The 14,810-nt window shown below is 65.2% G+C and carries 12 protein-coding genes; 8 read left to right on the top strand and 4 right to left on the bottom strand.

Translation table 11 applies throughout. The features are described 5' to 3' along the window. The first annotated feature begins 60 nt into the window (after nt 1–60). A complete protein-coding gene (locus tag ACJ8FR_RS02815; RefSeq protein WP_407827119.1) occupies nt 61–2,127 on the top strand; it encodes a 3-hydroxyacyl-CoA dehydrogenase NAD-binding domain-containing protein in 2,067 nt (688 codons plus the stop codon). Between the two features lie 59 nt (nt 2,128–2,186). After that, complete coding sequence (locus ACJ8FR_RS02820; RefSeq protein ID WP_407827090.1) at nt 2,187–2,813, top strand: cytochrome b; 627 nt, start codon at nt 2,187–2,189, stop codon at nt 2,811–2,813. Here the strand turns inward: ACJ8FR_RS02820 and ACJ8FR_RS02825 are convergent. Further along, a complete protein-coding gene (locus ACJ8FR_RS02825) occupies nt 2,779–3,957 on the bottom strand; it encodes an MFS transporter (protein WP_407827091.1) in 1,179 nt (392 codons plus the stop codon). The genes ACJ8FR_RS02820 and ACJ8FR_RS02825 overlap by 35 nt on opposite strands. A gap of 88 nt (nt 3,958–4,045) precedes the next feature. Here ACJ8FR_RS02825 and ACJ8FR_RS02830 point away from each other — a divergent pair, with 88 nt between their 5' ends. Further along, nucleotides 4,046–4,450, top strand: a complete 405-nt coding sequence (locus ACJ8FR_RS02830; protein ID WP_407827092.1) for a MarR family winged helix-turn-helix transcriptional regulator — start codon at nt 4,046–4,048, stop codon at nt 4,448–4,450. A gap of 9 nt (nt 4,451–4,459) precedes the next feature. Here the strand turns inward: ACJ8FR_RS02830 and ACJ8FR_RS02835 are convergent, their stop codons facing one another. Next, nucleotides 4,460–4,681: a plasmid stabilization protein gene (locus tag ACJ8FR_RS02835; RefSeq protein WP_407827093.1), complete on the bottom strand. Its 222-nt coding sequence runs from the start codon at nt 4,679–4,681 to the stop codon at nt 4,460–4,462. Between the two features lie 127 nt (nt 4,682–4,808). Here ACJ8FR_RS02835 and typA point away from each other — a divergent pair, with 127 nt between their 5' ends. The 3 genes from typA to ACJ8FR_RS02850 all read left to right on the top strand — a co-directional run bounded on the left by typA (nt 4,809) and on the right by ACJ8FR_RS02850 (nt 11,952). Continuing rightward, nucleotides 4,809–6,644, top strand: a complete 1,836-nt coding sequence (typA, locus tag ACJ8FR_RS02840) for a translational GTPase TypA (RefSeq protein ID WP_407827094.1) — start codon at nt 4,809–4,811, stop codon at nt 6,642–6,644. A gap of 149 nt (nt 6,645–6,793) precedes the next feature. Next, nucleotides 6,794–10,777 (top strand): Eco57I restriction-modification methylase domain-containing protein, encoded by a 3,984-nt coding sequence (locus ACJ8FR_RS02845; RefSeq protein WP_407827095.1) that lies wholly within the window; start codon nt 6,794–6,796, stop codon nt 10,775–10,777. A 614-nt stretch (nt 10,778–11,391) separates the two neighbouring features. Then, on the top strand, nt 11,392–11,952 hold the full coding sequence (locus ACJ8FR_RS02850) for a c-type cytochrome (RefSeq protein WP_407827096.1): 561 nt from the start codon (nt 11,392–11,394) through the stop codon (nt 11,950–11,952). Here the strand turns inward: ACJ8FR_RS02850 and ACJ8FR_RS02855 are convergent. Continuing rightward, nucleotides 11,927–12,328, bottom strand: a complete 402-nt coding sequence (locus ACJ8FR_RS02855; RefSeq protein WP_407827097.1) for an EVE domain-containing protein — start codon at nt 12,326–12,328, stop codon at nt 11,927–11,929. The genes ACJ8FR_RS02850 and ACJ8FR_RS02855 overlap by 26 nt on opposite strands. Nucleotides 12,329–12,663: 335 nt before the next feature. On the opposite strand from ACJ8FR_RS02855, the gene ACJ8FR_RS02860 reads away from it, so the two are divergent. Both ACJ8FR_RS02860 and ACJ8FR_RS02865 read left to right on the top strand, forming a co-directional pair. Continuing rightward, nucleotides 12,664–13,299, top strand: a complete 636-nt coding sequence (locus ACJ8FR_RS02860) for a cell wall hydrolase (protein ID WP_407827098.1) — start codon at nt 12,664–12,666, stop codon at nt 13,297–13,299. A 194-nt stretch (nt 13,300–13,493) separates the two neighbouring features. Next, nucleotides 13,494–13,997 (top strand): response regulator, encoded by a 504-nt coding sequence (locus ACJ8FR_RS02865; RefSeq protein WP_407827099.1) that lies wholly within the window; start codon nt 13,494–13,496, stop codon nt 13,995–13,997. Here ACJ8FR_RS02865 and ACJ8FR_RS02870 read toward each other — a convergent pair. Continuing rightward, entirely contained in the window at nt 13,994–14,743 is a 750-nt protein-coding gene (locus ACJ8FR_RS02870) for a glutathione S-transferase family protein (RefSeq protein ID WP_407827100.1), read from the bottom strand. The genes ACJ8FR_RS02865 and ACJ8FR_RS02870 overlap by 4 nt on opposite strands. Nucleotides 14,744–14,810 lie beyond the last annotated feature (67 nt).

A 14,810-nucleotide genomic window follows, 5' to 3' on the forward strand; every position in this document is an offset into this window, starting at 1 on the left:
TTGTTTCGCGCAATGCCGCGGCTTAGCGGCCACAGCCGGAGACCCGCCATGGAAGACCTGATGGACAAGCCGACGACCAGTCCGATTTCGACCCGCAAACATGGCGACGTGCTGATCGTCCTGTCGAACAACCCCCCGGTGAATGCGCTAGGCGCGGCGGTGCGGCAGGGCCTGGTCGACGCGATCGAGCAGGCCGAAGCCGACGACAGCGTGAAGGCGGTGGTCATCGCATGCGAGGGCCAGACCTTCTTTGCCGGCGCCGACATCACCGAATTCGGCAAGCCGCCGGTCATGCCGTGGCTGCCGCAGGTCGTGGACCGCATCGAGGCGTGCGCCAAGCCGGTCGTCGCCGCGATTCACGGCACCGCGCTCGGCGGCGGGCTCGAGGTCGCGCTGGCCTGCCACTACCGCGTCGCGGTGCCGTCGGCGAAGCTCGGCACGCCCGAGGTCAAGCTTGGCCTGCTGCCCGGCGCGGGCGGGACTCAGCGGCTGCCACGCGTTGCCGGCGTCAAGAAGGCGCTCGAGATGTGCGCGACCGGCAATCCGATCGGCGCGAAGGAAGGTTTTGCCTGCGGGCTGGTCGACCGGCTGGTCGAGGGTGAATTGATCCCGCACGCGGTCGGCTATGCCGAGGAGGTGCGCGATATCCGGCCGCTGCCCCGGAGCAGCGAGCGCCAGGACAAGCTCACCGAGTGCGATCCCGCGGTGTTCGACGAATTCCGCAAGGAGAACGGGCGAAAGTTCCGCGGCTTCGAAGCGCCAGAAGCGAACATCAAGGCGGTCAAGGTCGCCTGCGAGAAACCCTACAGCGAGGGCGCGATCGAAGAGCGCAAGCTGTTCATGGAGCTGATGAGCGGCACGCAGGCCAAGGCGCAGCAATATTTCTTCTTCGCCGAGCGCAAGGCCAACAAGATCGAGGGGCTGCCCGAGAACACCGAGCCGCGGCCGATCAACAGGGTCGGCGTGATCGGCGCCGGGACCATGGGCGGCGGCATCTCGATGAACTTCCTGTCGGCCGGCATTCCGGTGACCATCGTCGAGATGGGGCAGGAGGCGCTCGACCGGGGCACGGGGCTGATGCGCAAGAACTACGAGGCGAGCGCGGCCAAGGGGCGGCTGACCACCGAGCAGGTGGACAAGGCGATCGGGCTGCTTTCTCCGACGCTGGACTTCAACGCGCTCGCCGACTGCGACCTCATCATCGAGGCGGTCTACGAGGACATGGACGTCAAGAAGGAGGTGTTCGGGCGGCTCGACAAGATTGCCAAACCGGGCGCGATCCTCGCCTCCAATACGTCCTACCTCGACATCAATGAGATCGCGGCCAGCATCTCGCGGCCCGGCGACGCCGTGGGCATGCACTTCTTCTCACCCGCCAACGTCATGAAGCTGCTCGAGGTTGTGCGCGGCGACAAGACCGCGCCCGACGTGCTTCTGACCGCGATGCAGCTCGGCAAGAAGATCCGCAAGGTGCCGGTGGTCGCGGGCGTCTGTCACGGTTTCATCGGCAACCGCATGCTGATGCCGCGCCAAATCGAGGCGACCAAGCTGCTGCTCGAAGGCGCGTCGCCCGAACAGGTCGACCGCGTCCATGTCGAGTTCGGGATGCCGATGGGGCCGTTCCAGATGGCCGACCTCGCCGGCGTCGACATCGGCTGGCACCGCGACCCCAACCGCATCGAAAACATCCGCGACGCATTGTGCGCGATTGACCGCTGGGGGCAGAAGAAGGGCGCCGGCTTCTACGATTATGACGACAAGCGCCGCCCCAGCCCGTCGCCGGTGGTCCAGAAGATCATCGAGGATTTCGCCGCGAAACAGGGCGTCGAGCGGCGCGAGATCAGCGACCAGGAGATCGTCGAGCGCACGCTCTACTCTATGGTCAACGAGGGCGCGAAGATCCTCGAGGAAGGAATCGCCCAGCGCGCGTCCGATATCGATGTCGTCTGGGTCTACGGCTACGGCTGGCCGGTCTATCGCGGCGGCCCGATGTTCTGGGGCGATACCGAAGGCCTCGACAAGATCGTCGACGGCCTGAAGCGCCAGGAACAGCGGATGAAGCCCGACTTCAGCTTCTCACAGCTGCTGCTCGACAAGGCCGGGAAGGGCGAGCGCTTCACCCGCTAGGCAGCGTTCGAACCTTTGAGCCGCTCTATCGTTTTCCGGACTCAACCGGAGACGAAGTCATGGCAGACCGCGCGATCGAGGCCCGCGAGCAAAAACCGCTGCTTCGCTATTCGAACGTCGCCGTCACCTTTCACTGGCTGGCCGTGGCGCTGGTCTTGTTCCAGATCTGGCTCGGCCTCAGCTTCGCCGACCTGGCCGAGGGACCGCAGCGCGCAAACCTGTTTATCTGGCACCGGACAGTCGGCGCGGTCATCCTTTTGCTGGTCCTCGCTCGGCTGACCTATCGCCTGCTGAACCCGCCGCCACCCTATCCGCCCGAGCTTCCCCGCTGGGAGCGGGTCGCGGGCACCTGGAATCATCGCTTGTTCTATCTGCTGCTGATCGCGATGCCGATCGGCGGGTTCGTCGCCGTATCCGGTCTAACGCCGCGACCGACGATCACTTTGCTCGGCGGAATTGCCATTCCCAAGCTACCGGGCATTTCGAAGGAACTGGGCGAGCTTGCCGCGGCCGTCCATTCGGCGGCGGCCTGGCTGCTCATCGCCCTGATCGCGCTTCATGCCGCGGCGGCGCTGAAGCACCAGTTCTTCGACAGGAATCGCGCGTCTGGGCGGATGCCGCCGTTCAAGAGCCCCGCCGACGAGCCGGTGGTCATCGGGCAGGGCGCTCGTCGCCAAGCAGGCTGAGCATCGCGAGCGCGGCCGCGGCGACGGCGGCGCTGGTGATGAACGTCGCGCTGCTGCCCTCCCGGTCCCACAGCCATCCGGCGCCGACGCTCGCGAGAAGCCCTGCGATGCCGGTCACGAACCAGAAAGCGCCGAAGCTCGTCGCGCGCAGCGGCTCGGGCGCGCTGTCGGCGATCATCCGCGCGAAGATGCCCTGCGTCAGCGCCATGTGCGCGCCCCAAAGGGCCGTGCCGATAACCAGCCCGGCAAAACCGGCGGTTTCGGCCAGCACGAGGTTGCCGGCGATCAGCACGACCATGCCGACCATCAGGATATTGCGCGGGCTCATCCGGTCGCTGAGCGCGCCGGCCGGGTAGGCGAGCGCGACATAAGCGAGGTTGAAGATTGCCAGCGTCAATGGCGACATGGCTTCGCTGAGCCCGATGTCGATCCCCTTGAGGATCAGGAACCCTTCAGAGAAGCGCGCGAGCGTGAACAGGAAACCGACCTGGAGCAGCCGCTTGGTGTTTTTATCGAGGTTTCGAAAACCGGCGAAGAACGGCGATTTCTTGAGCGGCGCGAGGTGCTGCTCGGGCTCGCGGAGCGCCAGCCAGGCGAGCAGGAACGAGATGCCGGCCGGGATCACCGCGATCCAGAACACCGCGCGGATGTCGCTCGCCAGCCACCACATGAGCGCGATGGCCGCCAGCGGCGCAAGCAGCGCTCCCGCAGTATCCAGTGCCTGCCTGAGGCCGAATGCGCGGCCGCGGATCTCGGGCGGCGTCTCGTCGGCGATCATCGCGTCGCGTGGGCTGCCGCGAATGCCCTTGCCGATCCGGTCGGCCAGGCGCGCCGCCATCACCGCCGGCGCGCTCGCCGCCAGCGGGAACAACGGCTTGGACAGTGCCGCAAGCCCGTAGCCGGTCAGGACCCACGGCTTGCGCTTGAGGCTGCGGTCGGAAAGCCGGCCCGAGAAAAGCTTGGCGAGGTTGGCCGTGGCTTCGGCGACCCCGTCGATCGCGCCCAGCGCGGTGGCGGGCAGGCCGAGGACCATGGTGATGAACGCCGGGAGCAGCGCGTGATAGATCTCGCTCGACAGGTCCATGAACAGGCTGACGAAGCCGAGCACCCAGACGTTGCGCGGCAGGGGAGGGCGCGTGGCCATCCAGCGCCATTGCAAGCAACCGCCGACCGGCGCAATCCACTACAAACAACAATATTGCACTTTTTCAAACATTTGTTAGGCTACAAGCATGATTGGGGGATCGTCACCCGAAGCCATTGCCGCGCGGTTCACCGCGGTGGTCCACGCATGGGTCACCGAAGGGCCTGGCGAGCGCACCGACCGCGCCCGGCGCAAGCTGTTGGCGGCGATCGCCGGTCAGGAGCCGGCGACTCTCAACGACGTTGCGAAGACGATCGGGCGCGGTGCGCCCGCGGTCAGCCGCTCGGTCGATGCGCTGGTCCGCGCCGGCTGGGTCGAGCGCACGCAGGACGCGAACAATCGCCGGCGCTTGGCGCTGCGCCTGACCGAGGCCGGCCGCGAACAGATGTCGGCGCGCATCGCCGGCGGGCTGCAGCTCAGGAAAAAGCTCGAGCGCCTCGCGCACAGCGAGCTGCGCGCGCTCGAACGCGCGATCGAAATCCTCGAACGCTGATTTCTAAGGCTAGCCTTTGCGGCGGCGGCGGGTTTCCCAGCCCTTCTTGGCGGCCGCGCTGCGGCTGCGCGAGCGGCCCGACCCGTCGTTTTTGCCGCCCTTGTCCTGCTTGTTGACCGTGGCCCAGGCGCGGCTTTCCGCTTCCTTCTTGGAAACTCCGCGCTTCTCGTAGCTTTTCTCGATATGCTCGGCCTTGCGATCCTGTTTGCCGGTGTACGCACCGCGGGGCATGGTCCATCTCCTCGATTTGCGACTGGGTGTTAAACGCGTGAAGGATGGAAGGCGTTGCCATGCTGCATTGCAACATTGACCGCTTTTCACTATGTGAGCGCCACAATCTTTCCGGAAAAACTGAATCATGAACCTCCGCAACGTGGCGATCATCGCCCACGTCGATCACGGCAAGACGACCCTTGTCGACCAGCTCTTCCGCCAGTCGGGCACGTTCCGCGACAACCAGCGGGTCGAGGAGCGGGCGATGGATTCGAACGACCTCGAGAAGGAGCGCGGGATCACCATCCTCGCCAAGTGCACGAGCGTCGAATGGGCCCCGGCGGGCGCGAAATCCGCGACCCACATCAACATCGTCGACACGCCCGGCCACGCCGACTTCGGCGCCGAGGTCGAGCGCATCCTGTCGATGGTCGACGGGGTGATCCTGCTGGTCGATGCCGCCGAAGGGCCGATGCCGCAGACCAAGTTCGTCACCGGCAAGGCGCTGGCGCTCGGCCTTAGGCCGATCGTCGTCGTCAACAAGATCGACCGCCCTGACGCCCGCCCGGCCGAAGTCCTCGACGAGATCTTCGAATTATTCCTCAACCTCGACGCCAGCGACGAGCAGCTCGACTTCCCGACGCTCTACGCGTCCGGCCGCGCGGGTTATGCCGGGACCACCGACGACGTGCGTTCGGGCGACCTGACGCCCTTGTTCGAAACCATCGTCAGCCATGTGCCGCCGCCGCGGGTCGACGCCGGCCCGTTCCGCATGCTCGCCACTTTGCTCGACCGCGACCCGTTCCTCGGCCGTATCCTCACCGGCCGCATCGAGAGCGGCAGGCTCACCACCAACATGCCGATCAAGGCCTTGGACGTGAACGGCAATGTCGTCGAGGAAGGCCGCGCGACCAAGGTCTTCGCCTTCCGCGGCCTCGAGCGCGTGCCCGTCGACAGCGCCGAGGCGGGCGAGATCGTCGCCATCGCCGGCCTGATCAAGGCGACCGTCTCCAACACCTTCGCCGACCCGTCGGTGCAGGCGCCGCTGCATGCGCGGCCGATCGACCCGCCGACCCTGGCGATGAGCTTCTCGGTCAACGACAGCCCCTTCGCCGGCCGCGACGGCGACAAGGTCCAGAGCCGGGTCATCCGCGAGCGGCTCGAGCGCGAGGCCGAGGGCAATGTCGCGATCCGCGTCACCACTGCCGCCGACAACGACAGCTTCGAGGTCGCCGGCCGCGGCGAGCTCCAGCTCGGCGTGCTCATCGAGACCCTGCGCCGCGAAGGCTTCGAGCTCGGCATCAGCCGCCCCCGCGTGCTCTTCCGCGACGGCCCGAGCGGCCGCGAGGAGCCCTACGAAACCGTGGTCGTCGACGTCGACGACGAATTCTCCGGCACGGTCATCGACAAGATGGCGCTGCGCAAGGCGGAGATGACCGACATGCGCCCGTCGGGCGGCGGCAAGACCCGGCTGACCTTCAGCGCGCCGAGCCGCGGCCTCATCGGCTACCACGGCGAGTTCCTGTCCGACACGCGCGGCACCGGCATCATGAACCGCCTGTTCGAGCGCTACGGCCCGTACAAGGGCGCGATCCAGGGCCGCCAGAACGGCGTCCTCATCTCGATGGAGCAGGGCCCCGCGGTCGCCTACGCCCTGAACATGCTCGAAGACCGTGGCGTGCTGTTCGTCTCGCCCGGCGAGATGCTCTACGAAGGCATGGTCGTTGGCGAGAACGCCAAGACCCAGGACCTCGAGGTCAACCCCCTGAAGTCCAAGCAGCTGACCAACTTCCGCGCGTCCGGCCCCAAGGACGAAGGCATCCGCCTGACCCCGCCGAGACGCATGAGCCTCGAGCAGGCGATCGCCTACATCCAGGACGACGAGCTGGTCGAGGTCACGCCCAAGGCGGTGCGGATCAGGAAGCGGTTTTTGGATCCTCATGAAAGGAAGCGGGCTTCGCGGCAGAGCGAGGCGGCTTAGCTCAGGAGCGCCCGAGCATAAGGGAGCGTTTGCATAGCAAACGTGAGCTTATGTCGAAGAGCGCGCGAATGTCGGCCGACCACCAGCCGCTGGGCTGAGTGGATCGACGTCACGGGATTTACTCCCGTGATGGCTTCCCAATACGGAGATTGCTCGCCAAGGTGCTGATGCTCGGGCGGGAGAGTGTTGTGCCTTCGGGCGGTTTATTTACCGAATATTTTTTGAGCGAAGGTGTCCAGCAGAGTGCTAGCTGGCTTGCAATCGACGATGCCACCGTTGCGGCTTTGCGAGCCGAACTCGCGAGCCTGGTCGGCGATTTCCAGGGCCGCCGCTCGCCTAACGAGGCGGAAACCGAGCGCGATTTAATTGAGCCGGTCCTGCGCCTGCTCGGCTGGACCGATTTTTTGCCCCAGCAGACCGCAGCGAAGAAGGGCCGCAGCGACGTCCCGGATTACCTGCTTTTTGCGAGTGCGACAGCGAAAGCCAGCGTCGCGCCTCTGCCATCGAACGAAAAATATAAGTTCGGCGCCTCCATTCTCGAAGCCAAGGCGTGGGAGCTTGCGCTCGACAAGCCAAATGGGCGCGAAGGCACGCCGTCCACCCAGTTGCTGCGTTATCTTGGGCGAGTCGAAGTCGAGTCAAACGGGGCAATCCGCTTCGGAATACTGACCAACGGCCGGCTCTGGCGTCTCTACGATCAGAAGGGTCGTACTTCTCGGCTAGAAGCGTTCGTCGAGATCGACCTATTCGAGGCGCTCGGATTGCTCGTTCCTGCCGAAGAGCGCACCGGTTCGGACCCAGCGCGCGCCGATCACCTGCTGCGCCTTTTTCTGTGGCTGCTCGGCCGCGATGCGTTTCAGGCCGCACCGTCTGGCCGAACCCGGCTTGAACAGGCGATCGCCGACAGCCGCAGTTTCGAAGCCCGCGTTACCGACCAGCTCGCCGACACGGTGTTCGATCCCGTCTTCCCTGGTCTCGCTAACGCGCTTGCAGCCGCCGATCCGGAGCGGCCGGAAGAGATCGGCACGGGCTATCTCGCTGAGGTTCGCGAAGCGGCGCTAACCTGGCTCTATCGTTTGCTGTTCGTCCTCTACGCCGAGGACCGCGACCTGATTCCTACGCGCCGCTGGCACGGCGGCTTGAGAGCAATGCGCGAGCAGATCGCCCAAGCGCTCGACAGCGGCAGCGGACTTAGTAGCTTCCCCGAGCATGACGGAGATCTGCGCCGGATGTGGCAGCGGATCGACAACGGCGACGAGGGGCTTCGGCTGCCGCCATACAACGGAGGGCTGTTCAAGCGAGTGCGCTCGCCGCTGCTTGAACGCGCGCTGATCCCCGACCGCGATTTCGCTCTGCTTCTGGACCCGCTATCGCGTGAGCGTACCGGCGCCTCACCCCGCCTGATCAACTACCGCGATCTCAACGTCCAGCATCTCGGTTCCGTTTACGAGCGGTTGCTCGAATTTGACCTCGTCGAAGAAGATGGACGCATCGTCGCGCGACCGCAGGCATTCGCCCGAAAGACCAGCGGCAGCTACTACACGCCCGAAGAGCTGGTTGGTCTTGTTCTTCGGCGAGCTGTCGGACCACTCTTGCAGGAACGGCGCGCGGCCTTCGAACAGACATCGGAACGCCTTCGAGCCGACCGCCGGCCAATTGATGAACGCCGGCGCGAGCTGCGCGTGGTCGATCCGGCAAACGCGTTCCTCGACCTCAAGATTTGCGATCCCGCCATGGGTTCCGGCCACTTCCTCGTCAGCTTGGTTGATTACCTCGCAGACGAGGTGATGAAGGCCACCGAAGAAGCGGCCTTCATGGCTGAATGGTGCGATTACGAATCACCGCTGCTTGAGCGACTATCTTCGATCCGCGACCGCATCGAAGCTGAGGCGAAGGAGCACGGTTGGGCTGTACACTCCGAGCAGCTGGTCGACCGCCAGCTGGTCCGGCGGATCATCCTCAAGCGGGTCGTCCACGGCGTCGATAAGAATCCGATGGCGGTCGAGTTGGCGAAGCTCAGCCTATGGCTGCACACCTTCACCGTCGGCGCACCTCTCTCTTTCCTGGACCACCATCTGCGGATCGGCGACAGTCTGTTCGGTGAATGGGTGCGTCCCGCGCTCGATCGCTTCGCCGAGGTCGGCCTATTCAAAAGTCAGGCCGTCCAGACTGCCGAGCTTGCGATCGGCGAGATGCAGCAGATCGAAGAGTTAACTGATGCAGACATCGCCGAGGTCAACCGGTCGGCGGAAACCTATGATTCGATGAAGTCCGATACCGCCGAGCTTCGCCAACTTTTGAACGTCTTGCAGGGATTCCGCTGGATCGGCCAATCAACCGAAAAGGCACGAAAGGACGCAAAGCAGCTGCGCAAGGAAGCAGACCGGCTGGCGCTTTCCGATCCGAAGGCTTCGGCTGCCAAGGACGCGCAAGCGGCCAAGCTGCGCCGGCGCAGTATGGCGCTCGAGGCGCTGCTGGAAGGTGAGTTCGGCGAACCCGGCGCGGCAATCGACCAGTGCTACGGGCGGATTGGCGATCCCGATCCAGCGAGGGCGCAGATCGCCGAAGCTATTGCAGTCGCGCAGGACAGCAATTTCCTACACTGGCAGGTCGCCTTCCCCGGTGTGTGGCGCGACTGGGCGAGCCGAACCTCGCCTGGGGGGTTCGACGCCGTGATTGGCAATCCGCCGTGGGACCGGCTCAAGATGCAAGAGGTCGAATGGTTTGCGGCACGCAAGCCGGAAATCGCCTACGCCACCCGCGCCGCCGACCGCAAGCGGATGGTCGAGGAGTTAAAGGACGCGAACGATCCGCTTGCCGACGACTACGATCGCGCCAGCCGGTTCGCGGGAATGGCGGCGCGTATGGCCGGACTGCCACCGGCGCGGGGCGGGCAGTATCCGTTGCTCGGCGGCGGCGACGTTAATCTCTATTCGCTATTCGTCGAGCGGGCGGCGCGCCTAGTGAAACCGAATGGGCTGGTCGGCTTGCTGGTGCCGAGCGGCATCTCTGGCGATCTCAATGCCAGCGCCTTTTTCCGCTCCATCAGCACCACCGGAAGGCTCGGCTCTCTCCTCGATTACGAAAATCGAGGCATCTATTTTCCTGACGTGCACCGCTCATTTAAATTTAGCGTCCTGTGCTTCGGCGGCGAGACTCGGTCGTTCAATGCGGCCGAATGCGGCTTCTTCCTTACGTCCACGGATGACGAGAAACTGGCCGCACAGACCTTCCCTCTAAGTCCGGACGACTTCGCGTCCGTTAATCCTAACAGCGGCACGGCGCCCATATTCCGCAGCCCGCGCGACGCCGATCTTGTCACCGCAATCTACGAACGGGTGCCGGTGCTTGTCGATCACCGTCTGCCCGAGGCCACGCGCCCCTGGCGCGTCCGCTACTTGCGCATGTTCGACATGACTAACGACAGCGGCCTGTTCCACACGGCGGACGAGCTGGAAGCGGATGGCTGGTATCCAGTCGAAATCGGGCGGTGGCGCAAAGGCAAGGCAGAAGCCGTGCCTTTGTACGAAGGCAAGATGATCCAGGCGTTCGATCATCGCGCGGCGAACATCGTCATAAACCCTGATAACTTGCACCGACCCGCTCAGCCGCAGCCTGCTTCAGATCAGGAACACGGCGATCCGACGTGGGTGCCGACACCGCAGTTCTTTGTCAAAGCGGAGAACCTGCCAGCCTTGAATCTCCCCGGATACGCACTCGGGTTCAAGGAAATCACCGCACCCACAAACGTTCGCACATTTATCTCGGCGCTCCTCCCTGCTGTGGCCTTTGGAAACAAGGTACCGATCTTCTGCGGCATGCCTAAATACGCGGAGGCCGCCTGCGCCCTCGTCGCAAATTTCAATTCGATCGTATTCGACTACGCCACTCGTCAGAAGGTGCAGGGCCAGACGCTGAACTTGTTCATCGTCGAGCAGCTCCCTGTCCTTTCGCCTGCTTCTTACGAGCGCCGCTTTGGCAAGCTCACCGCCCGTGAGATCGTCGCACGCGAGGTGTTGCGCCTGACCTACACCGCGCATGACATCGCGCCGTTCGCGCGCGACATGGGCCATGTCGATGCCAAGGGCGAGGTCCTGCCGCCTTTCGCCTGGGACGAGGTCGACCGGCGCTAGCGCCGGGCCCGCCTCGATGCGCTCTACTTTCACCTCTATGGCATCGGAAAGGAGAATGCGGACTACATCCTCTCGACCTTCCCGATCGTCCGCCGCCACGACGAGGCCCAGTTTGACCGTTATCTCACTCGCGACCTCATCCTGCATCAAATGGATGCCCTGTCAGCCGGTGACACTGACGCCCTGATCGCGGCCACCTGAGACTTCGTTGCGAGCATTAAGAAACCATTTTCCTACAGCACCCCATTCATGCTTCCAGTGCTCGGATGTGCCCCACACATCCTCCGCCTTCAGAGCTCTGCATGCCGCCGCAGCCGAGTCCGCCCTTCCGCCACCCGCAACCCCGGTCCCGTAGAGGAAGGTCACACCCGCCCGCCGCGCCGCATCGTCAAAAGCGCCGCCTTCCCCTCGGCACAAATCCTACACCCACCGCGCAGCCACCCTCGCGCGCAGGTCATCGGACGCTGCGTTTGTGACTTTCCCCTCGCGTACGCGCGCGCCTACGCCCGCGTTGAGGTGTCAACTTTGCCAACTTCCAGCATGGGCGCGCAGGCCCAACCGTCTCCACGACCGTGAACATTGGGAACATTCGCCGCTCGCGGCGTTAGGGCGCCGTGCGCCTCTCGAAGCTGCATCATCTGCTGATCGGAGCGGTCGTCGCGCTCGCGGTCGTCGTGCCGCTGGGCACTTTCGCCTTCGTCAAGTCGGGGATCTACGATGTCGCGGCGTCGCGGCCCCACACCAAGTTCACCGAGTGGCTCACCCACGAAACGATGATCCACTCGGTCCGCAGCCACGCCAAAGGCATCGAAGCGCCGGGACACGCCAGCGCCGCGCAGGTCGCCGCGGGCTTCTGCCTTTACGAAACGCATTGCGTCGCCTGCCACGGCGCGGCCGCCGTCGCGCGGCAGCAATGGGTGAGCGGGGTCGAGCCGGCGCCGCCCTATCTGGTCGATGCGGCGCGCAGGTGGCGGCCGCGCGAGCTGTTCTGGATCGCCAGGAACGGCATCAAGATGACCGGCATGCCGGCGTGGCGGAACGCGTTGACCGACAGCCAGCTGTGGGATGTCGTCGCGTTCCTCGAAGCCGTGCCGAAGATGAATTCGCAAACCTATGTGCAGTGGCGGGCCGCGCGCTTGTGCGGCGGCGCTATCGGCCGGCCATTTCCACGATGAGCGCCCACTCTTCGTCCCGCACCGGCGCGACCGACAGCCGCGACTGGCGGATGAGCTCCATTTGTCCGAGCTTCGGCTCGGCCTTGATCTCGGCCAGGGTCACTGGGCGGGGCAGGGGCTCGACCGGCTCAACCCGCACCCTGACCCAGTCCGGCGCCTTGGGATCGGGCTCGGCGCCGCGGGTGACGCGCATGATCCCGACCACCGCCTTGTCGGACATGCTGTGGTAGAGGAACGCCTCGTCGCCCGGCTTCATCGCCTTCAAGTGCAGCCGCGCGGCATTGTTGCGCACGCCGTCCCATTCGGTGCCGCCGTCGCGCACCAGGTCGGCCCAACCGTAGCTTTCCGGCTCCGATTTCATCAGCCAGTGGGCCACGCAAATGTCTCCTTTCGGGACCCGCTCGTTAGCGCGCCGGTGAGCCGAGTGAAAGCGGCGATGAGCGGTTCGGTAAGGCTGTGGAAAACTCGAGAAAACTGAACGATTTGAAAGGGTTCCGAATTCCATCCCGAGTCGCGGGCGGTTCACCGACTCTCGCTTGGAGTCGCCGCCGCGGTCCCTTATCTGGTCTGTAGCGATTGAGAGCACGGAGCCCAGGGCGCGTTAGACGCCGGGTTCCAGGGCAAGACGGACGAACTTCCCCGCTGGGTTTCAAGTGCGCTTTACGCGCCTCCAGCGGCCGTTCCTCCGCCTAGGGTAAGGGCAAAAACATAGTGGTAAAGCTTATTGGCGGGCGCGCTGCGTCCGCGATCGTCGGCCTGTTGATGCTGGCGATCAGTTCCAGCGCGAACGCGCAGGCTGCGGTCAGCACGGCGGCGTCGCTGGCGACGCCGGCGGTCGCGACCTTCCAGGTTCAGCCGGCGCAGTCGGTCACGGCCAGGCTTCCGACGTCGATGGCGACCGAGGCGGCGTGGCTCTACAAGAGCGGCTGGCCGCTCTACGCCCTGGTCGACAAATATGCGACCAACGCGGCGCTCGACGGGCAGACCGCCTGCCTTGCGACCGCGGTCTATTTCGAAGCCCGCGGCGAGAGCGTCGAGGGCCAGATGGCCGTCGCTCGCGTGGTGATGAACCGCGCCGCCTCGGGCCGCTATCCGCCGGACTGGTGCAGCGTGGTCAAGCAGCCGGCGCAATTCTCGTTCGTCCGTCACGGCGAGTTTCCGCAGGCGCAAACCGATTCCGATGCGTGGCGCAAGGCGGAAGCCATCGCCGAGCTCGCCGCCGCGAACATCGTGCCGAGCATCGATCCCGACGTCCTGTGGTATCACGCGACCTATGTCGCTCCGTCGTGGGGCCACCGGCTGAGCATGGTCGAGAAGATCGGCGCGCACATCTTCTACCGCGCCTAGTTTGATTAATCTGGAGGGGTAAAGGCGTCCCGGGCGGCAGCGTCCGGGGCGCCTTTTTCATCCCGCCGCAACCGCACCCCGCCTCGGCGATAACCTCGTTCACGAGGGATACGCAGGTGAATCGCTCCCGTGCGACGATCAAGTCACGGATTTTCCGGGGGGAATTTCCGTTTAGTTGTGGGGAGACCGCGCCGGTGCTCAAGATCCTCGTCGTCGAAGATGACAGCCAGCTGGCGGTCACGCTCAAATATCTCGTCGAGGACAATCCGCGCTACCGGGTGATCGCCATTGCCGAGGATTCGGACAGCGCGATCGCCGCCGCCGAAGCGCATGAGCCCGACCTCGTCCTGCTCGACCTGCATCTCGCGCGCGGCTCGACCGGCTTCCCGGTCGCGGTGCGGCTCAACGATCTCGGCATTCCGTGCCTGCTCGTCAGCGGCAAGGCGCCGCGCTTTCCAATGCCCGACCTCGCCATCGGCTGCCTGATGAAGCCGTTCACCGCCGAGGACGTCCACCGCTCGCTGGCCGCCGCCGAGGACCTGCTGCGCGGCCGCGAGGCGTTGCGGCCCAAGATGCCCGACAATTTGACGCTCTACGAGCCGGCCGAGCCGCCGGCCGCGCCCGAGCCCGGCTTCATTCCGTCAAAGCCGTCGCTGAGGACGCGGCTCGAGCATTGGATCTCCAGCCACCACCATTAAAGCCGCATGTAGCCCTTGCGGGGCTCGCGCTCGCCCCAGCTCTCGGCCGAAAGCGGCGCGCCGGCGTCGAGCAGCGCCTGGCGCCGGCCCTTGATCGCCGCATTGCGCTGGACGTCCTCGAACCGCAGCAGATCGTCGATGCACGGGTGGTCGAGGGTCCGCTCGACGAAACCCGCGGTCCGCGGCCAGCGCGCGGCGTCCGGCTCGAAGCCCGCATAAGCCGCATTGCGGAAGAAGCTGGCGATGGCGATGTCGGCAAGGCCGATGTCGCCGAACAGGAAGCCGTCGGGCGGCAGCTCGCCCTCCAGATAGTCGAGTGCGGCAGGCGCGTCCTCGTGCAGCGTCTTGTCGATCCGCGCCTGGTCGCCCGGCTCGCCCCACACCAGAGGATGGACGATCTTTTGGTAAAACAGTCCCCAGATGAACAGGTCGCCGAGCCGCGTGTCGGCATATTCCTCGAGCCAGCGCGCACGAGCGCGGTCCTTCGGATCTGCCGGCAGCAATGGGTGCCCGGGATAGGCCTCGTCGAGATATTCGCAGATCACAGTGGAATCGCTGACTGAGACATCGCCGTCGATCAGCACCGGGATGCGCCGCAGCGGGCTCAGGCGTTCGAACTCGCCGTTGCCGAAGAAGGGCGTGATCGGATCGACCTCGTAGGCCAGGCCCTTGAGGTTGATGCACGCGAGCACCTTGCGGACATAGGGGCTGACGAAGCTCCCGATGATCGTAAGCGGCCGGGTCATGCGTTGCAGGATGCAGCTTGCGCGAGGCCGCGACAAGCGGGCTGGACGCGCCGGAATTGTAGCGCTA

Origin of the sequence: Sphingomonas sp. (assembly GCF_045810705.1) — a bacterium.
Classification (GTDB): Bacteria; Pseudomonadota; Alphaproteobacteria; order Sphingomonadales; family Sphingomonadaceae; genus Sphingomicrobium.